Annotated in this window: 23 protein-coding genes; 8 read left to right on the top strand and 15 right to left on the bottom strand. The window is 67.8% G+C overall.

Features of this window, described 5'->3' with window-relative positions:
- Nucleotides 1-8: 8 nt before the first annotated feature.
- Nucleotides 9-995, bottom strand: coding sequence for a mechanosensitive ion channel family protein (locus AC3A57_RS04505; protein WP_487577800.1), 987 nt, complete (start codon nt 993-995; stop codon nt 9-11).
- A gap of 104 nt (nt 996-1,099) precedes the next feature.
- Nucleotides 1,100-1,318 (bottom strand): hypothetical protein, encoded by a 219-nt coding sequence (locus tag AC3A57_RS04510; RefSeq protein WP_487577801.1) that lies wholly within the window; start codon nt 1,316-1,318, stop codon nt 1,100-1,102.
- Nucleotides 1,319-1,500: 182 nt separating this feature from the next.
- On the opposite strand from AC3A57_RS04510, the gene AC3A57_RS04515 reads away from it, so the two are divergent.
- Nucleotides 1,501-2,079 (top strand): alpha-ketoglutarate-dependent dioxygenase AlkB family protein, encoded by a 579-nt coding sequence (locus AC3A57_RS04515; protein WP_487577802.1) that lies wholly within the window; start codon nt 1,501-1,503, stop codon nt 2,077-2,079.
- Nucleotides 2,080-2,172: 93 nt separating this feature from the next.
- Here AC3A57_RS04515 and AC3A57_RS04520 read toward each other — a convergent pair whose 3' ends face one another.
- The 6 genes from AC3A57_RS04520 to AC3A57_RS04545 form a co-directional block, all read right to left on the bottom strand.
- Nucleotides 2,173-2,364, bottom strand: a complete 192-nt coding sequence (locus AC3A57_RS04520; protein ID WP_064750196.1) for a hypothetical protein — start codon at nt 2,362-2,364, stop codon at nt 2,173-2,175.
- 49 nt (nt 2,365-2,413) lie between these two features.
- Complete coding sequence (locus tag AC3A57_RS04525; RefSeq protein WP_487577803.1) at nt 2,414-3,049, bottom strand: GIY-YIG nuclease family protein; 636 nt, start codon at nt 3,047-3,049, stop codon at nt 2,414-2,416.
- A gap of 213 nt (nt 3,050-3,262) precedes the next feature.
- On the bottom strand, nt 3,263-3,496 hold the full coding sequence (locus tag AC3A57_RS04530) for a hypothetical protein (protein WP_487577804.1): 234 nt from the start codon (nt 3,494-3,496) through the stop codon (nt 3,263-3,265).
- Nucleotides 3,497-3,563: 67 nt separating this feature from the next.
- The gene (locus AC3A57_RS04535) at nt 3,564-3,884 is read right to left on the bottom strand and encodes a DUF3247 family protein (RefSeq protein WP_487577805.1); all 321 of its coding nucleotides are present in this window, start codon (nt 3,882-3,884) and stop codon (nt 3,564-3,566) included.
- A gap of 129 nt (nt 3,885-4,013) precedes the next feature.
- A complete protein-coding gene (locus AC3A57_RS04540) occupies nt 4,014-4,376 on the bottom strand; it encodes a BON domain-containing protein (protein WP_487577806.1) in 363 nt (120 codons plus the stop codon).
- Between the two features lie 180 nt (nt 4,377-4,556).
- Nucleotides 4,557-4,739, bottom strand: coding sequence for a hypothetical protein (locus tag AC3A57_RS04545; protein WP_487577807.1), 183 nt, complete (start codon nt 4,737-4,739; stop codon nt 4,557-4,559).
- Between the two features lie 204 nt (nt 4,740-4,943).
- Between AC3A57_RS04545 and AC3A57_RS04550 the strand changes: the two genes are divergently transcribed.
- On the top strand, nt 4,944-5,486 hold the full coding sequence (locus AC3A57_RS04550) for an MgtC/SapB family protein (protein ID WP_487577808.1): 543 nt from the start codon (nt 4,944-4,946) through the stop codon (nt 5,484-5,486).
- An 83-nt stretch (nt 5,487-5,569) separates the two neighbouring features.
- Here the strand turns inward: AC3A57_RS04550 and ku are convergent, their stop codons facing one another.
- The 5 genes from ku to AC3A57_RS04575 all read right to left on the bottom strand — a co-directional run bounded on the left by ku (nt 5,570) and on the right by AC3A57_RS04575 (nt 8,753).
- A complete protein-coding gene (gene ku, locus AC3A57_RS04555; protein WP_487577809.1) occupies nt 5,570-6,493 on the bottom strand; it encodes a non-homologous end joining protein Ku in 924 nt (307 codons plus the stop codon).
- 90 nt (nt 6,494-6,583) lie between these two features.
- Nucleotides 6,584-7,288, bottom strand: coding sequence for a DUF6766 family protein (locus AC3A57_RS04560; protein WP_487577810.1), 705 nt, complete (start codon nt 7,286-7,288; stop codon nt 6,584-6,586).
- Between the two features lie 9 nt (nt 7,289-7,297).
- A complete protein-coding gene (locus AC3A57_RS04565) occupies nt 7,298-7,906 on the bottom strand; it encodes a hypothetical protein (protein ID WP_487577811.1) in 609 nt (202 codons plus the stop codon).
- A complete protein-coding gene (locus AC3A57_RS04570; protein ID WP_487577812.1) occupies nt 7,903-8,394 on the bottom strand; it encodes a low affinity iron permease family protein in 492 nt (163 codons plus the stop codon). Before AC3A57_RS04570 ends, AC3A57_RS04565 begins: the two co-directional genes overlap by 4 nt.
- On the bottom strand, nt 8,391-8,753 hold the full coding sequence (locus tag AC3A57_RS04575) for a hypothetical protein (protein WP_487577813.1): 363 nt from the start codon (nt 8,751-8,753) through the stop codon (nt 8,391-8,393). Before AC3A57_RS04575 ends, AC3A57_RS04570 begins: the two co-directional genes overlap by 4 nt.
- Before the next feature lie 508 nt (nt 8,754-9,261).
- Here AC3A57_RS04575 and AC3A57_RS04580 point away from each other — a divergent pair.
- The 5 genes from AC3A57_RS04580 (at nt 9,262) to AC3A57_RS04600 (ending at nt 16,571) form a co-directional block, all read left to right on the top strand.
- The gene (locus tag AC3A57_RS04580; protein WP_487577814.1) at nt 9,262-10,614 is read left to right on the top strand and encodes a sigma-54-dependent transcriptional regulator; all 1,353 of its coding nucleotides are present in this window, start codon (nt 9,262-9,264) and stop codon (nt 10,612-10,614) included.
- Complete coding sequence (locus AC3A57_RS04585; RefSeq protein WP_487577815.1) at nt 10,604-10,858, top strand: hypothetical protein; 255 nt, start codon at nt 10,604-10,606, stop codon at nt 10,856-10,858. Before AC3A57_RS04580 ends, AC3A57_RS04585 begins: the two co-directional genes overlap by 11 nt.
- A gap of 1 nt (nt 10,859) precedes the next feature.
- Nucleotides 10,860-14,198 carry a hybrid sensor histidine kinase/response regulator gene (locus AC3A57_RS04590; protein ID WP_487577816.1) on the top strand — a complete coding sequence of 1,113 codons (3,339 nt, stop codon included), beginning with the start codon at nt 10,860-10,862 and terminating at the stop codon, nt 14,196-14,198.
- A 331-nt stretch (nt 14,199-14,529) separates the two neighbouring features.
- Nucleotides 14,530-16,140, top strand: coding sequence for a hypothetical protein (locus AC3A57_RS04595; protein ID WP_487577817.1), 1,611 nt, complete (start codon nt 14,530-14,532; stop codon nt 16,138-16,140).
- 53 nt (nt 16,141-16,193) lie between these two features.
- On the top strand, nt 16,194-16,571 hold the full coding sequence (locus tag AC3A57_RS04600) for a hypothetical protein (protein WP_487577818.1): 378 nt from the start codon (nt 16,194-16,196) through the stop codon (nt 16,569-16,571).
- Between the two features lie 219 nt (nt 16,572-16,790).
- Here AC3A57_RS04600 and AC3A57_RS04605 read toward each other — a convergent pair whose 3' ends face one another.
- Nucleotides 16,791-17,300: a hypothetical protein gene (locus AC3A57_RS04605; RefSeq protein ID WP_487577819.1), complete on the bottom strand. Its 510-nt coding sequence runs from the start codon at nt 17,298-17,300 to the stop codon at nt 16,791-16,793.
- A gap of 73 nt (nt 17,301-17,373) precedes the next feature.
- Nucleotides 17,374-17,832: a hypothetical protein gene (locus AC3A57_RS04610; protein ID WP_487577820.1), complete on the bottom strand. Its 459-nt coding sequence runs from the start codon at nt 17,830-17,832 to the stop codon at nt 17,374-17,376.
- A 346-nt stretch (nt 17,833-18,178) separates the two neighbouring features.
- On the opposite strand from AC3A57_RS04610, the gene AC3A57_RS04615 reads away from it, so the two are divergent.
- On the top strand, nt 18,179-18,685 hold the full coding sequence (locus tag AC3A57_RS04615) for a hypothetical protein (RefSeq protein ID WP_487577821.1): 507 nt from the start codon (nt 18,179-18,181) through the stop codon (nt 18,683-18,685).
- Nucleotides 18,686-19,243 lie beyond the last annotated feature (558 nt).

Raw genomic sequence — 19,243 nt, forward strand, 5'->3', positions numbered from 1 at the left:
GCGCCCGCTCACTCCTGCGGCGCGCCGGCGTCGAGCAGGTCGGCCGAGCCTTCGCCCGCCCTTTCGCTGCGCGCCGACTCGGCACGCAGCTGCCGTTCGACTCGGACCTGGGCCGGCTCGCTGGGCCGCGACGCGCTCGGCGGCGCCGGCGACGGCGCTTGCTGCGCTCGCGCCACCGCCGCGGCCAGGGCGCACGCGCTGCGCGCCAGGGCCTCGCCGCGCACGCCGTCGAGGTCGTGGCTGCGCTGGTCGACCCAGCCGCGCACCCGCCAGGTGAACTTGCCGGGCGCGGCGGCGACCACAAAGGCTTCCGGCTCGGGGTCGGCGAGCACGCCCTGCGCCGCCGTCAGCGCCGACAGCAAGGCGCGTTGCCCGCCGCCGGCGTCGAGCGCGGCGGCGGCCTCCAGGTCGAACTCGAAACGGCGCTGCGGATTGCGGCTGAAGTTCAAGGTGGTGTTCTTGAACACCAGCGCGTTGGGCACGCGCAGATGATTGCCGTCCAGGGTCACCAGCACGGTCGCGCGCGCGCTCATCGAAGCCACCAGACCTTCGTTGTCGGCGATGCGCACATGGTCGCGCGGGCGGAACGGCTGGCGCAGGCTCATCAGCACGCCGGCGACGTAGTTCTCGATGATGTCCTTGAAGGCGAAGCCGAGCGCGACGCCGATCACCCCGGCGGTGCCGAGCAAGGCGCCGGCGATCGCGGTTGCGTTCATCACCTGCAGGGCGCAGACCAGGCCGACCAGGCCGACGCCGCCGCGGATGGTGCTGGCGGCCAGGTCCTGCAGCAGCGGATTGCGCCGCGACAGCCGGCCGAGCATGCGCCGCCGCGCCAGCCAGCCGCCGAACTTCCACGCCAGATAGACGATCAGCACGCCGACCAGCAGCAACGGAATCGCGCTGACCAGCCGGTACAGTTCGTCGAGCAGGCGCTCGCCGATCGCGGCCCAGTCGAAACCCGGCGACGGCGGACGCGCCGCGGCCGGCGCGCTCATCGCGCCACCTGCCGGGCCGGCGCGCATTGCGGCCGGTGGCGGATGCGGGAAGCTGCGGATCGCAGGAAATGCATGAAGACTCCGGTTCGGGGGACGACGGCGGCTCAGCCCGCGGACATCGACGGCAGTTTGCCCGCGACACGGGCGTTGTTCGCCTGCAACCCGGGCTGCGGCGATATGCGGCCGTGGAACTGCGGACAGATGCGCCGCGTCAGAACCCAGCCATCCGCGCACCCGGCCATCGGAAACACGGCCATCGGAAACACGGCCTCGAAGACCTGGCCATCGGAAACCCGGCTATTCGAGACCAGCCATCCGAACACCAAGCAATCCGCGTGCCAGCCGCCGGCTCACCGACGGCAGCCGCTGCAGACGGGTTCGTCCGGCCGCTCGCAACGCTTCATGCGATGGCGCGAGCGGACTCAAAAACTGCCGCCGGCGGAAACTTGTTCGGTGCGGCGCATCGCGTCTCGCAGGCTGAGACGGCCGATGGCGACAATGCGTCATGCACCAGACCTCGCTGTTCGCCCCGACGCCGCAACAGTTCATCGCCGACGCCGAAGGCGGCGTGCGTTATCTTCCGGGCGTATTCGGCGCGGACGAGGCCGCGCAGCTGTTCGACAGCCTGCTGGCGCAGGCCGACTGGAACGCGCACACCCGGATGATGTACGAGCGCCTGGTCGACGTGCCGCGACGCATCGCCTGCTACCGGCTCGACCGCGACCGTTTGCCGCCCTTGCTGGCGCAGACCGCGCAGCGGGTCGGCGAACGGCTCGGGGCGCGCTTCAACAGCGTCGGCCTGAATCTCTATCGCGACGGCGCCGACAGCGTCGCCCTGCACAACGACAAGCTGCACGACCTGATCGCCGGCCAGCCGATCGCGGTGCTGTCGCTGGGCGCGACCCGGCGCATGCTGCTGCGCGCCAAGCGCCCGCCGCACCGGCAGTGGCAGGTCGAGCTGGAGCCCGGCAGCCTGCTGGTCATGAGCCACGCCTCGCAGCGCCACTACGACCACGGCATTCCGAAGACGCCCGGCGTGAGCGAAGCGCGGATCAGCCTCGCGTTCCGGGTCCGGCCGGGGTGAGTGGAGAGGAACGAGTGAAGAGGAACGATCAAAGAGCAACCGGTACGGCTTTCGCCCGTTACTCGCTCCTCGGCACTCGCTGCTCGCTTCCGCTCAATCGGCCTGCGAAGCCTGCAGCGCCGCGGCCAGGGCCGCATCGCCGGAGACCAGGTCGGCCCAGCGCAGTTCCAGCCCTTTGCGCCGGCCTTTTTCGGCCAGTTTGAAGCCGTCCGGCTCCAGGATCAGGGTATAGGCCTTGCCTTCGATCTCCAGTTCGCGACGAATCGGTTTATCGAGTGGGGTCATGAGGTCGGCTCCAGTCGTGAGGGGCGCGTTCGCGCCGTGACCTGCGCCGCTAACGCGCGGCGCAGTACCAGTGCAACAGGGGCTCGGGCAGGTGCAGTTCCAGCGCCAGCGCCGGGTAGGCGTCCAGGGTGTCGAGCAGGTTGCGGCGCAGACCGGCCAGCGCCGGGTCGTCGAGCAGGCCGGGATCGCCCTGCAACTGGCTCAGCAGGGCCTCGCCGCGGTCGTAGAGGCGCTCGCCCTGGCGCGCCAGTTCGGGACCGACCCAGTCGCGCAGCGGGCGGTGCACGGTATGGCCGATGTCCAGCAAACGCTCGGCCTCGCCGAGCAGACCGGCATAGGCGCCGCGGTACCACTCTCCGTGGCCGGCCGCGGCGCGGCGCACGGTCAACGGCGCCGGCGCGTTATGCTCGCCCAGGCGGCGGTGCAGATCGCGTTCCAACCGTCGCGCCTCCCGTACCGTATCGGTCTGCGCCAGCCAGCCGCGTTCCAGATCGAAGAACTCGTAGTAGCGCGGGTGCAGCGCCTGCATCCGGCCCAGCGGATTGCGCGAGAAGCCCAGCTTGAGCAGGTCCTCGCCGGCGCTGGGCAATACGTAGAGATAGCACTGCCCTTCGCTCGCGCCGGGACCTGTGTCCGGGTCGGCGCTGCGCAGGAAAGCCAGGTCTGGGTCGGCATGCGCCGGCATCGCGGAGTCCGCTCGGGCCCGCCCGCGGGCCGTTGCGCAGAGCATCCGCGCGCCCACGTAAATGCGGCGCGAAACGGCGGCGTGACCGCCGGCGCGCTTCGCACCGGCGCGCCGTCGCAGCGGCGGCGCCGACGTGACCGGGGCGACGTTCGCGACCGCGAACCCGGTCGGCGAATCGTCGGCGCAGACGGCAAGGGCCGCGGCGCGCGGACCTCAGATCCGGTCTTCGACTCCGCGCACGCCGGACTTCTTCGCGCAATGCGCGCAGCAATAGAAGTGGCCGTCGTTCTCGACTCCGTGGCCGACGATGCGGCAATCGCAGTGCGCGCAGCGCGGCGCCATCGCATGGATCGCGCACTCGAACGAATCGAAGGTGCCGGTCTGTCCGGCCATGTTCACGGTGAAAGTCTTGTCGTACTGGTTGCCGCAGACGTCGCAGGTGGCCATGGCGTGCTCCTGGTAGTGCGCCCGGACCGGCTCGGCCGATGCCGAGCGGGGCGTGACGATCCGCGGCTCACTCGTCCGACGCGGGCCGGGCGAACTCGCGCCGGTCGGAATGGATCGGACGGATCTCGAGGATCTCGTCCAGCCACAGATAGCAGCTGCGGTTCTCGATCTGCAGGTCGTCGAAGCGCAGGATCGCATTAATGCCTTCGCGGCCGCTAGGGTCGAGAAAGGTCTGCAGACTGGGGCGGGCGGTGACGACCCCGGTGCGCCGGCTGCCGTCGACCAGCACCAGGTCGACCAGGCCTTCGTCCGGCAGGCGCTCGACCAGGCGGGTCAGGCGGGCGATGCCGGCGGAGTCGGTGACGACGCGATCGGCGAGCTGGGTCATGGCTGGACGCAATCGGCGGATACGGATGCAGGAAGGACGGTCGCGCTACGGGCCGCAGACCCGCAGGCGCCGGCGTCGATCCGCCGGCGCCCGCGGCCGTCCCCGAAATGGCTAGGTCCGGCTATCGGGCTACTTGCCGCTCTTGGCCGCGACCAGAGCGCTGGTGTCGACGCTCTTGACCCCGTCGACGTTGCGCGCGACCGCGGCCGCCTTGTCCGACTCGGCCTTGCCGGCCACATGACCGGACAGCTTGACCACGCCGTTGACGGTTTCGACGCTGATGTCGGTGCCGGACACGCCCTTGGTCGCCAACAGTTCGGTCTTGACCTTGGTGGTGATCCAGGTGTCGCTGACCGGCTGCGCCGACTCGTTGCCGGCGGCGCCGGCGGCCGGCTCCTGGGCAGCGGCGGTACCGGCCGATTGCGGCGCGGCGACGGCGGCGGCGCACAGGCTCAGGCCGAGCAGGAAACTCGCGGTACGGATGGTTTTCATGTTGACAGTCCTCGCAGTGGCGCCGCGACGGGGCGACGGCGCATGGGTTGGCGAATCGAAGGTTTCGATGGTCTGGCCTCCGCGGCCGTGTCTGGCTTGCCTTGGTCCGGATTGCCTTAGTCCGGATTGCCTTGGCCCGGATTGCCTTGGCCCGGACCGCCTTCGTCCCGGCGGCAGGCCTCAGTGATGGTCTTTGCGACCGGAGCCCGACTTCTTGCCGCCGCCGTCCTGCTTGTTGACGGTGGCCCAGGCGCGCGCTTCGGCTTCCTTCTTGGACACACCGTCCTTGCGATAGCCTTCTTCGATGTGTTCGGCCTGACGCTTCTGCTTGTCGGTGTAGGCCGATTTCTCGCCGCGTGACATGGCTGGCTCCCGTTGATGGATCGGCTCGACGCTACCCGCGGCGCAGTTAACCCGGCAGCAGCGCGGCGTTAGAGAGAGGTATGGACTTCGTCTAGGCGTCGTCACGATGCGCGCATGCGCCTGCGGTCACGACCGGCTCACACGGCGGCCGTTATCTATCGATCGGCATCGCGGCCTTGCGCCGCCGGACTACGGAGCCCGTTCATGCAGACCGAACAACTCTGGGTCGTCGCCGGCACCGCCTACGCCATGCTGCTCGGCGGCGCGATCGGCCTGGAGCGCGAATTCAAGAACCGGCCCGCGGGCTTCCGCACCCATATGCTGGTCGCCGGCGCCTCGTCGCTGCTGGTCGGCCTGGGCCAGCTGGTCGCGGCCGACCCGCGCTTCCGCATGCCGTTCCTGGTCAACATCGACCCGCTGCGCCTAGTCGAAGCGGTCGTGGCCGGCGTGTCCTTCATCGGCGCCGGCACCATCTTCGCTCGCCGCAGCGGCCCGGCCGTGGCCGGCATCACCACCGCCGCCTCGCTGTTGATGGTCGCGGTGATCGGCGCCTGCACCGGCCTGCACTACTACGTGCTGGCGCTGGCAGCGACCGCGCTGACCCTGGGCGTGCTGACCCTGTTGAACGTGGTCGAACGCAAGATCGGCAGCAAGTCCCCGCCGCCTGACGACGACGGCGGGCATGAGGAATGCGGGCGCGAGGAGCGAAACGGTCGCGATCATCGCCGGCGCGAACCGCCGCCCTGAGCCGCGCTCACGCGCCGAAGCAGTCGTCGCCGCGTCGTTAGCGGCGATGGCGAGCGCAATCGCGCCAGCGCTGCATGCCGCGCTCAAGCCGACTTGCGCGCGCTCTTGCGGGCGACTTTTCTGGCGCTCTTCTTGGCCGTTTTGACGGCCTTCTTGGCCGTCTTCTTGGCGCTCTTCCTGGCCGGTTCGGCGGCCGCGGCGCGGCCGCCTTTCTTGGCCAGGCTGCGCTTGAGCAGTTCGGCGAAGTCGATCACGTTGGTGGCCGCGTTCTCCGGCAGCTTGCTCTCGTCGCCGCCCTTGCCGCGCACCACCTGCTTGGACTTGACCCGTTGTTCGATCACCTTGTGCAGGCGCTGGCGGAAGTCGTCCTTGTACCGCTCAGGCTCCCAGTCGCTGCTCATCGAGTCGATCAGCTGCTGGGCCATGTCGACCTCGCGCGAGGAGATCTTCCACTTCGCCAGACCGCCCTCGGGCAGCTTGTAGTCGGCCGGATCGACGATCTCCTGGGCGTAGCGCAGGATCATCAGCAGCAACGCGTCCTCGTGCGGCATCACCGCAGCCAGGTACTCGCGGGTGCGGATCACCACCCGCCCCACCCCGACCTTGCCGGTGCGCTGCAGCACTTCGCGCAGCAGCACATAGCCCTTCTCGGCCTTCTTGCCCGGTTCGAGCACGTAGGGCTTGTCGTAGAACTGCGGCCCGATCGCGGCGGCGTCGACGAAGGTATCGATATCGACGGTTTCCTTGTGGTCCGGCGCCGCCGCGGCGATGTCGGCCTCCTCGATCACCACGTAATTGCCCTTGTCGTACTCGAAGGCCTTGACGATCTCCTTCCACGGCACTTCCTCGCCGGTCTCCTCGTTGACCCGCTCGTAGCGGATCGGCGCCTTGTTGCGGCTGTCGAGCATGCGGAAATGCAGGTCGACCCGGCGCTCGCCGGTCATCAGCTTGACCGGGATGTTGAGCAGGCCGAACGACAGGGTTCCGGTCCAGATCGGGCGGGCCATGGCGGCACCTCGCAATGCGTGGCGGGAAGCGGAGCTTCCGACTGTGCGGCCGCGACCGTCCAAAGCGGGTGAACGACGGCCGCGTCGGCCTCACCCGGCGCCGGTCTGCGCATGCGGCGCGCGCACCGGCTTGGACTGCGGCGAATGCGCCTGGCGCAGCCAGATCGACAGCACCACCAGCGCCAACACGGCGAGGAATTCGCTTTGCCAGTTCTGGAACGACTCGAACCAGAACTGCGCCGAGCCCAGGTGCTCGTTCAGGCTCGGCGCCGGCTGGGCTTCGCGCTGCGCCTGTTCGACCTCCTGCCGCCAGCTGCCGTAGGCGTGGCCAGCGAAGGCGATCGCGAACAGCGACAGCAGCGCGATCGACAGCGAATTGGCGTACAGCCCGGCCCAGACGCCGCCGCGTCGGGCCGGCCACGGGGTCGGCCCGGGCTCGATCTCGCGCCCGTCCTCTTCCTCGCTGTCGTCGTCGCCCTCCTCGACCTTGCGCGATTCCGCCGAGCCGTGCTGGCGCAGCCACACCGTCAGCAGCACGTACAGGCCCATCTGCAGGAACTCGCTCTCCCAGTTCTCGAACGTTGCCGAGAGGAACTGGCCGTGGCCGAAGTACTCGGCCCACGACAACGGCGGCTGGCCGTGCTCGACCCGTTCGCGGTCGAGCACGGCGTGGCCGGCGGCGATCTGGCCGAGCAGGCTGGCCGCGAACAGCGCCAGCAGCACCAGCGACAACGAGTTGCGGCGCCAAAAACCCGGCGCAGCATCGGTGGTATCAAGTTTCGGCCGACTCGTCATCGATCGCGCTCAGAGCATGCGCGACCGGGCCTGTTCGGCGCGCGCCGCACCGATCGCGGTCTCGACCTGCTTGACCTCTTCCGGCGGCGGCAGCACCGCCGGCAGGCCCAGCGACTCGATCCACAGTTCCCGCGCCCAGCCCTTGGTGTGGTAGAGGTGATGGTCCTCGTCGGACTCGACCGCTTCGAACGCGGTCTTCAGCACCTCCAGGCCGTCGCCCTTGGCGTGCTCGACCAGGTGGCCGATCAGTTCCCAGTTCATATGGTCCTTGGTTTCGGCCAGCACCACGCATTCGGCGGCGACCAGCTGCGCCGCGGCGGGGTCGCCGGCCTGCTGGGCCTTGCCGATCGCGGCGACCAGCGACTCGCCGATGTGGCCGACCACATCGCGGCCGGGGGTGGTCTGGTCCGGATCCAGGCCGAGCTCCTCGAACACGTTCAACAGCACCTTGACATGGGTGCGGGTTTCGTCGAGATAGCCTTCCCATTCCTTGCGCAGGTCGTCATTGATCGCGCTCGCGATCGCGGCCTCGTAGATCTTCACCCCGCCCTGCTCGGTCTGCAGGGCCTGGTACAGCAGTTCGCGGACTTGGGCGGATTCGGGTTGGGTCTTCTTCATGTCGTGTCGCCTCGTGGCAGGGAAGTGGCAATGGCGTGCGGCTCGGCGCCGGCCGGATCGGCGTCGGCGTCGGCGTCGGTATCGTCGTCCGCGGGACAGTCGCGCTGGCCGCGGCCGCTGCGCTGGCGGGCTTTCTGCGCCAGCGCCTCGTAACGCTGGCGGAACTTCTCCAGCGTGTCCTCGTCGAGCTCCTCCAGGTCGAGCAAGGTGTTCTCGGCCCTGAGCGTGGCCCGGATCAGTTCGTCGAGCTTGATCTGCACCGCGGCGGAGTCGCGGTTCTGCGAGTTCTGGATCAGGAACACCATCAGGAACGTCACGATCGTCGTGCCGGTGTTGATGATCAGCTGCCAGGTATCGCTGAAGCCGAATACCGGCCCGCTGACCAGCCACAGCACGACCACCCCCACCGCCAGGCAGAAGCACAGCGGGTGGCCGGCGAAACGCGCGGCGGCCTTGGCGCCGCGCTCGAACGCTTCGCGCAGCTTCATCCGGCGCCGCCCCGGCTGTTCAATCGGTGCCAGGCCGCTTCGACCACGCCGCGGGCCTGATCCCAGTCCAGGCGCGAGCCGCCGCGGGTGCGGCGATAGCAGTCGCGCAGTTCCGGCTCCATGTCGTCGATCGAGCGGCCATGGCTGCGCATGTACGCGTCCAGGCCGAGCTTGAGCGCCGGCTCGTGGTCGCTGTAGCGCAGGCCTTCGCAATGGGTCAGGCCGCGGTAATGGCTGCGCCAGTAGCCCAGTTCGGAATCCATGTCGATCACGTCCAGCGACTGCATCGACACCGGAGCGGCCGGCTCGCCGCCCGCGACGACCAGCGCATGAGGTTCGGCGCCGATCGGTTGATGCAACGACCAAGCCTGCTTCACCCGTGGACCCGGGCCGCCAGCGCCAGCGAGTGAGTTGAGCGGTGCCGGATAACCGCGGAGCGGCGAATAAGCCATGTGCGTCTCCTAGAGAATCTCGTGAGGTCGGCACGTTCGCGGCGGCGGTGCATCGCGACGTGGTATCCGCAATGACGCAACTCCCGTGCCAGCCGATCGCACACAAGCGCAGCCTCCGCGATCGGCGACGCAGTTGGCAGTACCGGACTGAACGCTTCAGAAAATACGCATTCAACGCGTGCGGGCGCGATCGTCGCGCGGTTGCCGCGCATCGAAAAAACTAACTAGGCCAGCGGCGAATTCGGCGAAGACGGCGTGGCGATCGCCCGGCCGATGTCGTCGAATCGGCGCCTTCGCGCCGCGGCGCGACGGTGAGGCCGAAGTGCAGCAACTCTTTCATCACGGCGGAATCATTTGCCGCCAACGCCTCGTTAACCCCGACTCAGCTAGCGTGAAGCCCCCGGACAACGGACGAATGGACGTGGCCGCAAGCGCATCCGCTCCCAGCCCCACCCTGTTGATCGTCGACGACGATCACGATTTCGCCTCCGCCGCCGCCGATTTCGCCCGGGCGCGCGGTTTCACTCCCTACATGGCGCATTCACTGGAACAATCGCGCGGCTTCGCCCGCCTGCCTGCGGTCGACCTGCTGTTGCTGGACCTCGACCTGCCGGATGGCAACGGCTTCGACCTGCTCGACGACATGGACTTGCCCGAACACGGCCAGATCGCCATCGTCACCGGCCAGCCCTCGGTCGAAAGCGCGGCACGCGCGGTGTCGCTGCCGGTGGTGGACTACTTGGTCAAGCCGCTGTGTCCGGAACAGTTTTCCAGCCTGCTCGATCACGCCGCCGCGCACGCGCGGCTGCCGCAGCCGCGCGCCGAGATCCGCGGCGGCATGATCGGCCAGTCGCCGGCGATGCGCCGGCTGCTCGACAGCCTGGAGCGGATCGCCCCGTCCGAGGCCACCGTGCTGATCAGCGGCGAAAGCGGCACAGGCAAGGAACTGGTCGCCCGCGCCGTGCACGAATTCAGCGGCCGCAGCGGCGCCTTCGTGCCGGTCAACTGCGGCGCGATCGCGCCCGACCTGCTCGCCAGCCATCTGTTCGGCCACGAGCGCGGCAGCTTCACCGGCGCCGCGTCGCGCCATAACGGCTATTTCGAGCAGGCCCACCGCGGCACCTTGTTCCTCGACGAAATCACCGAGATGCCGCCGGCGCTGCAGGTCTATCTGCTGCGCGTGCTCGAAACCGGCACGGTGACCCGGGTCGGCGGCAGCGAGGCGGTCGAGATCGACGTGCGCGTGGTCGCCGCGACCAACCGCGACCCGCAGCGCAGCATCGAGGAAGGCCTGCTGCGCGAGGATCTGTTCTACCGCCTGGCCGACATCGCCCTGGACCTGCCGCCGCTGCGCAGCCGCGGCGAGGACGCGGTGCTGATCGCGCACAGTTTCCTCGACCGGCTCAACGCCCGTTACGGCACCCGCAAGCGCTTCGCCGCCGGCACCGACCGGGTCCTGCTGCGGCACAACTGGCCCGGCAACGTGCGCGAGTTGCGCAGCGCGGTGCAGCGCGCCTTCCTGATCGCCGAAGGCGACGAAATCCGGGTCGCCCCGGGCTTCCGCAAGCTGGCGCCGGTGCACCACGACGCCACCCACATCTCGTTCTCGGTCGGCATGACCTATGCCCAGATCGAACAGGAGATGCTGCTCAAGACCCTGGCCCACTGCGACGGCGACCGTACCCGCACCGCCCAGTGCCTCGGGGTCAGCGTGCGCACCATCCACAACCAGTTGGCGCGCCTGCGCGAGAACGGCCATGACGTCTGAGACCGCGCCCGAGCCGGGGCCGGACGCACAGCGCGGACCCGCCCCCGACCCGGCCGAGTTCGCGCGCTGGCTGCACCGGCTGCGCAACGAGATCAACACCGTGAGCATGGCCAGCGCCGCCGCCAGCGGCCTGATCGAGGCCGGCGCCGCCGGCGATCAGGCCGTGCGCGACAATCTGCGCCGGGTGCGCGATGCCTGCCGGCGCTGTTCGGCGCTGCTGGCCGAACCGCCCGCGGGGGGCTGAGATGGTCGACCTGGCGCGGGGCCGGGGCCGATCGCGCGACGTCGCGATCGCGCTGATCCTGGCCCTGCTCGCCACTGCCGGCCATGTGCGTTACGGCCACAGTCCCGCCGACGCCTTTCCGGTCGCGCTGTTCTATCTGCTGGTGATCCTCGCCACCCTGTTCCAAGGCGCCCGCGGCGGCTTGATCGGGCTGACCGCGAGCATCGGCGTGGTCCTGCTGTGGCCGGGGCTGCTGCGCGATCTGAGCAGCGAAGGCCTGGCGTTCTACCTGGTGGTGTCGGGCCTGCTGATCTGGATCGTGGCCAACGCGCGCCAGCTCAGCCACAGCGTGCGCGAGCAGCGCGCCCATCTGGCGGCGGTGCTGGCCGGCATCGAAGACGGCGTGGTCGCGATCGACCAGCAACGCCGCGTGCGCTATCTCAACCCCGCCGCCGAAGCCATGCTGGGCTGCAGCGGCGAACGCGCCGAGCGCCGACCGGTCGGCGAATTGCTCAGCGGCCTGCCCGACGACGCCTTCGACCCCGAAAGCGGCACCTCATCGCGCTCGAACTACCACATCGACCTGAGCGGCCAGGGCCGGGAGCTGACCGCCGATGTGGTCCGCCTGCAAGGCCTCAGCGAAGCCGGCTCGGGCCACGTCCTGTTCCTGCGCGAGCGCCAGGGCGATCATCCCAGCCTCAGCGATCGCAAGCTGCGCGCGGTGTTCGATACCGACATGTGGGGCATCTGTTTCGCCGACCTGGACGGCGGGCGCTGGCTGGCCAACCCGCGCTTCCGGCGCATGCTGCTGGGCGACCGCGACCCAGGCGGTCCGGGGCCGGGCGCCATCGCCGGCATCCATCGCAGCGACGACCTGGAGCAGTTGGGCGTGCCGGCGGGCCTGCTCGACACCTTGCAACGTAACGGCGCGTTCCGGCCCACCGAGGTCCGGGTGGTCGGCCGCGAGGGCCGCGCCGACTGGATACTGCTCGCCGGCGAAGTGCTGTCGGGCCGCGACATCGCCCTGCTGGCGCTGGACATCAGCGAGCACAAGCGCATCGACGCCGCCTTGCGCGCCCAACGCCAGCTGTTGCGGGCGATGATCGACCGGCTGCCGGCGCTGGTGGCCTATGTCGACGCCGACCGCCGCTACCGTCTGTTCAACCGCAGCTTCCAGGACTGCTTCGCGGGCGCGGAGCTGTACGGCGCCGATGTGGTCCAGGCCCATCCGCGCGCCGACCTGGAAACCTATCTGCCCTTGCTGCAGCGCGCCCTGGAAGGCCAGACGGTGCGCTTCCCGGCCGAACTGAGGCAGGCCGGCGAGAGCCGCCACTACGACGTCCAGTTCGTGCCGCACCGGCCCGACGGCGAAACCGTCGAAGGCGTGGTGATCCACGCGGTCGACATCACCGAGCGGGTCCAGGCCACCCGCCGGGTCGCCGCCAGCGAACGCCGCTTCCGCAGCCTGGCCCTGGCCTGGGCCGGCATCGTCTGGTACGCCGACCGCACTGGCCGGGTGCTCGACGCGCCGGGCTGGGACGCGCTGACCGGACAGCCGCCGGAGCAGTACCGCGGCGAGGGCTGGCTGGACGCGGTCGACCCGCGCGACCGGGCGCGGGTGCGCGAGGCCTGGGCCGATGCGATGGCCGAAACGCCGGCGCGCACGCTCGACCTGGAATTCCGGGTGCGCAGCCTCGGCGGCGAATCGCGCTACGTCGCCCTGCGCGCGGTGCCGGTGCTCAACGAGGACGACAGCGTCGCCGAATGGATCGGCGGCCTGCGCGACGTGCACGAGCGGCGGGTGTTCGAGCGTCAGTTGCGCCGCGCCGAGGCCGAGCAGCACGCGCTGCTCGACAACGTGCCGAAGATGGTCTGGATCGCCGAGCCCGACGGCCGGATCCGCTATCAGAACCGCCATTGGCACGAATACACCGGCCTGGGCGGGCACGAGGACTGGCGCGACATCGTCCATCCCGACGACCTCGGCAGCGGCCAGCGCGCCTGGGATCACGCGATCCGCGCCGGCAAGCAACTCAACGTCGAGCTGCGTTTCCGCCGCGCCGACGGCGAGTACCGCTGGCACGTCGTGCGCGCGCAGCCGCTGCTCGACGACCACGGCCGACTGCGCTGCTGGTACGGGGCCAGCACCGACATCGAGGACCAAAAGCGCGCCCTGGAGACCCTGGCCGCGGCCAACCAGCGCATCAGCCGCTTCCTGGCCGTGCTCAGCCACGAACTGCGCAACCCGCTGTCGGGAGTCAGCGCCGCCAGCGAACTGCTCAGCCGCGAACACCTGCCCGCGGCCGAGCGCGAGCGCGCGCTGGCCACCCTGCTGCGGCAGAACCGGCACCTGCAACGGCTGGTCGAAGACCTGCTGGACATCTCGCGGGTCACCCAGGGCGACCTGGAGCTGCGCCGCGAGCGCTTCGATCTGGCCGAGCTGCTGGCCGAAGTGCGCAGCGACCATGTCGACCGCGCCGAGCGCGAGCAGGTGGCGATCGACGCCGACTTGCCGGCGCAACCCTGCTGGATCCACGGCGACCGGGCGCGGCTGCGCCAGGTGTTCGACAACCTGCTCTCCAACGCGGTCAAGGCCAGCTCGCCCGGCCAGCGCATCCGCCTCCAGGCCGCGCCGGACGCGAACGAGGCCCTGGTCGAAGTCAGCGACCAGGGCCAGGGCCTGAGTCGCGATTTATCCACGCGTCTGTTCGAGCCCTTCGTGCAGACTCCGGACTGGCGCTCGCGCGGACTCGGCCTGGGCCTGAACATCGTCAAGACCCTGGTCGAGCGCCACGGCGGCAGCGTCGCCGCGCACAGCGCCGGACTCGGCCGGGGCGCGCGCTTCAGCGTGCGCCTGCCGCTGGCGGCGACCGCGACCGCCGCCGACCCCGCCTCCGACACGGCGCTGACCGAAACCGAAGCCGTCCTGAGCGCGCCGCCGACCGCCGCGCCGGCGCCGTCCCGGGTCGACGGCGACGCCTGCGCCGCCGCCCGGGTGCTGATCGTCGACGACGAGACCGACACTGCCGACGCCCTGCGCGTGCTGCTGAAACTGCACGGCCACCACGCCGAATGCGCGGTCGATGCCGACCAGGCCCTGGCCGCCTGGCGCCGCGGCGGCTTCGACGTGGTCCTGTGCGACCTGGAACTGCCCGGCCCGCTCAACGGCTACGACGTCGCCGCGGCCTTGCGCCTGCAACAGCGCCCGCCGTACCTGGTCGCCTACAGCGGCTACGGCCAGGCCGGCGACCGCCACCGCACCGCGGCGGTGGGGTTCCATGAGCATCTGGTCAAGCCGGCGGGGATCGAGGAGATCTTGGCCAGCATCGAGCGGGGTTTGGCGAAGGTGCGCGGGAATTGAGCTGCCTCGAGGGCACGGGAGAGCAGTCGCGTCGCAGCCGAGACGCTCTGATGCGCCGGTCGATCGATGCTCGGTGCAGCCCAGCCCTCTCGCGGCCGCCGGGCCAAACTCGGTCGCGACGCGCCCGGCGGCCGCGCCGACGCGGCGCAGGATCGATGCGACGCATCGACGTGATCGCGGTCACGGCCAAAAATGCCGCGTCCCGGTCGCGGCCGGATCCGAAGCCGCGGCCGCGCAAGCCTCGCCGCGGCGCTAGGGTCGTTCCTAGCTTGCGCGCGCCTGCCCCCCTATTAAGGTTTCCGCCAAACCCCACTCGCGCCTCCGTCCGTCCATGACCGACCCCACCCGTCCCGTCGCGCCGCCGCCGATCTTCCTGCTGCCCACCACCGGTTCCAGCTACGACGCTGCGGTGCTGGCCGAAGCCAACCGCATCGTCACGGACCACCAGTACTGCGGCCGTACCGATGTCGAAGGCATGGCCTACGCGATCGCCGACTACGCGCGCCAGCACCCCGATCAGGGCCAGCAGCTGCAGGATGCGGTCGGCTCGCGCCTGCTGCCGATGGATCAGGTCGCGCTGACCAGCGCGGTGCAGACCGTGCAGCGCCTGGACCAGGCCAAGCCGATCGGCACCCAGCACGGCGTCGCCGTCGAGGTCGCCCCCGGCGACAGCGCGCGCAGCGTGCTCGACAAGGGCTATCGGCAGATGGCCGCCGACGCCGGGCTGTCGCCGCAGGCCGCCGCCGAGTTCGCGCGCCGCGCGCCGGCGCTGGACGACGGCACCCTGCACGCGCCGTCCGGCGATCCGCAACAACAAGGCCCGGCCATCGATTTGTCGGCCGCGCGCGACGGCAAGATCGAACTGGCGCCGACCTCGGCCCAGTCGGGCCTGCTCAAGCTGCTGGCCGCGCAGGACCGCGCCGGCCTGGATCCGAACGCGCCGACCGGCGCCGCCGCCGGCATTCCGTTCATGCCCGACGGCAGCCGCGCCGGCGCGCCCGGCAACGGCGCGGTCACCCCGGAAGTCGCCGCCGAAATGCTGCGCAACATCTCCGAAGGCAAGCCGCCGTTCCGCCCCGAGCTGGGCAAGGTCGGCCCGGTGTCGTGGTTCGTCACCGACGGCAACCCGCACGTCGGCGTCGGCGGCGACAAGAGCGTGGTGGTGCCGGTGGAAGTCGCCAACACCAGCGGCAAGCCGCCGCTGCAGTTCGGCGAGCGCGAACTGCTGGAGATCTACGACCGCAAGTACGCCGCCGCCGCCGAAGCGGTCGAGCAGCAGGTGCGCGAGAAGGCCGGCAAGGGCCCCGACGACCCACTTTCCAAGCGCAACCAGCATGCCATCGACCGCAGCGCCAGCAAGATGGCCGAGCGGCAGATGTGGACCGAGGTCGGCGAAACCGTGGCCAAATCCGAAAGCGGCGTCGGCAAGGTCACCCTGCAGGACAGCATGTTCTCGCGCTCGGCCAACGGCGAGTTCACCCTGACCAGCCGCCCCGAGAACGTACGCATCCAGGGCGGCGCGCAAGGCCTGCTCGACGTGATCAAGAACCACGGCGTCAAGGCCGATCCGGAGGTGCTCAAGTCGGCCAACGACCTGGCCGCGCGCGAAGGCTGGGCCGGCAAGGTCGAAGGCGCGTTCCGGGTCGGCGGACGGGTGCTGATCGTGGTCGGCGTGGCCGCCGACGCGTACCGGATCTACACCGCCGAGGACAAGGTCAAGACCGTGGTCGAAGTGGCCGGCGGCTGGGCCGGCGCGGCCGCCGCCGGCGGCGCGTTCGCCACCGTCGCCGCACCGGTCAACACCACCGGCCCCTGGGGTTGGGCCGCGTACGGCGTCGGCACGCTCGCGTCCGGCGCGTTCGGCTACATGGCCGGCTCGGAAATCACCAAGACCGTGTACGAGCTGGTGGTGGAAGGCAAGCCGATCGAGATCGGCGGCTGACGGCGCGGGCCGACCCGCTCCGATAGCGACCCGATTGCGGCAAAATGCAGGGCATGAACGCAGAACATCGATCGCACATCCTGCTGCGCGGCCCGGTCGGGCGCTGGCAATCGGCGCTGGGCACCGCCGCCGGCCTGACCGGCGACCGCATCGAATTCCACGACGGCGGCCGCGGCGTGCTGCACAGCTGGTCGCCCGCGTTCGGCCAGGAAACGCTGCCGTTCGAATGGCGGATGCAGGCCCCGGGGCACCTACTGGTGCGCCAGATCTACGACGACGGCGACGACGAAGTCGAAGCCTGGACGACGCTGGAACTGGAGTTCCGCGAACGCCCCAGCGACCTCGGCGCGCAGACGGTGCTGGCGGAAAAAGGCGCCGAAGGCTTTTGGTTGATGTTGGATCCGCTGGCTTGGGTGGGTCCGCCGCAGTGATGTAGCGGGGCGTAGCCTATACCTGAGCCGCCCATGCCCCTCTCGATCCGCCGCGCAAAGGCGCGCACACGCGCTGGATTCGGCGAGATCTCGGGCGCCCACGACGCCGAGCGCGCCTTCAACTTCCAGCACCACTCGGCCGCGCCATTCGTCCGCACCCGCGCGAATCCAGACCGAGCCGCAAAGCGGCTTCGGCCCAGTAGATTGTTCGACGTCAGTTCAAGCAATCACGTCGCCGCGCTGCACATACATCGTCGTTCGGTCATGCCCCAACCCGATAAGGTCGCGAGTCGACTGCTCCTCGCGCCCCGCAGTGTTCACATGGCAAATTCGTAAACGAAAATGGCATTCTTGCAAATCGAACTTACGCAGCACTTCCTCATAGTCATCTTTGGAAATAGTGCATGTAATGTTTCGCTTGCCACCTGGGGACAAGTGGAACACGCCATCACTGCGAAGCTTGAAATACATACCCTCAGATTTTCCGCCGTAATCGAGATAAACGCCCCGAACTTCTACAGGCTTGAGACCTACATTCACCAGCTCAACGGAATAGCTGAAAGCCTCGGGCCCGCTACCGCTCTGAATCGCCTCACTCTCCAATTGCAAGCGAGTAGCGTAGTCGTATTTGCGCACCCTTCGCGCGCTCAAATAGGTTGCCACCGAGATGGCAGTTGAAATCAAGGACAGAGACAATGAGGCTACCGCAATAGTTACCGTGCCCGCCATGATGAAGTCTCACGATTGTCCAGCATCTGAACTGAGCCGCAAAGAGGCTTCGGCCTGAGTAGATTATTAGGACTCAGTGACTCAAAGCGATGTAAGGAGCAAACATATCATCAATCACCTTGAGCTGGTCACCTAGCCAAACCTTAAGATTAGCCTGAGCCTCTATTTTGCGAGAGCGCTCGGCGCCGCGCTCCATACCGTCAAGCTCAGCCTGCAAACAACCGAGTTGGCATATTTTTGGCCAGAGAATTTTATCTATGTAGTCGACAATCTCACCACCAAAGAGCCATCTCGCCCCCCTAGTGCCTGAAAGAAATGCAAACTCGATCTCATGGCTAGTTTTGCCAGAGGCCATTACCGCTGCAATGTAGCTACGAACTGCCTCATAGATCACAAGGCGTCGATCAAAGAGGTCAAGCTTGAGCTTGCTTCTGGCAGTGAACCACTGGCGCAAGGCGATATATAAACCCAGCAGCGCGACAACTGGCGTCAATAGACCAGAGAGAACGATTAGCCAGTTGCTATTTGTCATGAGCCTTGACGCCTGAACTAGGCCGAGCCGCTAGAGGGCATCGGCCAGATGAGTTGCAAAAAAGGGAGCCCCCTTGTGAGAAGCTCCTGCTGCCATTTAGCAGCAACCCCACTCGGCCGTCAAATCTACGGCACGAGGGGACAAGATCTCAGAGCGGCGACGCATGGCTAAGCCTACCTTGTCCCGCAGCATGATCACAGTACGTTTAAATATCATTGACCGCTCGCCCCCTCAGAGGCCCCATTAAATTGACCTCTGATCTAGACGCGGATAGGTGGGAATTGAAGATTTAGTCTATCGGGGGCTCGCAGCGAAATTAACGACAATGCAGACTGGAGTGGCGCGCATGAAGATCAATACTGTAATGCTCATATCTTCCACCGTAGTTCTTCTGGCAGTAACCAGTGCCCTTGGTTTTTTGGGGAAAACCACTGAAATGGGGCTAGCCATCGTTGCCGGCGCTCTGGGCCTGGCCTTCTCCAACATCGACAAGCTCTCAAAATTCAAAGGTGCTGGTTTTGAAGCTGAGATGAGGATGGTTGAAGCAATCATTGAAGGCCAGACCGAACCAAGCTCAGAACAAAAAGAGCAAGCTGGCAGAATTGATGTAATCAATGGCACCGAAAACAGTCTTCTTAAGTCTTTGCAGAAGACCGGCTATACCTGGCGTTATGCCAAAACAGTAGCAACGGAGGTAAGAAAGCCCTTGAACGAGGTAGAGGACGCTCTTGCTTCGTTGATGGATCGTGGGCTCGTAAAGAAAACAACTGGATCGAATGGCGATATTTGGGCAGCAACCGCGATCGGAAAAAGCGCTCAAGAGCAGTACGAACTAAGGACCTATAAGAATTAGCCGCAACTGCGGAGCGAACACACCTGCATTGAGGAATGGGTGATCGAATAACGAATCAAGAATCCCTTATGCAGCGACCTATCACTTTTTTGGCAATGCCTGATCGCCGTCCGAAGCCCGTGCCACCTAGCAGCAATCGAAGGAATTCCTGGCTACAAAAATAGAGGACTGCGCCGTACGCAGACCTCTTTCCATCGCAACGGAACGGTTGTGGCGAAACGCATCCGCCGCAACCGACTAGCGGAAATCAGGGTCGGAGCAACTTTCTTTCAAGACGTATCAAAACGTTGCTAGACGGCGCTCTCAGAGCCCGCCTGTGTGCCTACAGGATGCATCTGGTGGAACTTTTGACCAATTGCAAAAACGGCCGTGGCTGACTGCGCCCCTGCCGAAGCAAGCACGCCGTAGGCGGCGATCAGCCATGCGCAAGGTGACAAATATCGATTTGCAAACGTGATGCGCATCATGAAACGAGCGCATATCTCAGCGTTTTGCACGACTCTCCTACTTAAGACGAATACGCCGCCCGTTTTCTTGGGGTCAAGCTGTGGCGGGATC

Source organism: Lysobacter sp. Soil_C_15, from assembly GCF_057657315.1.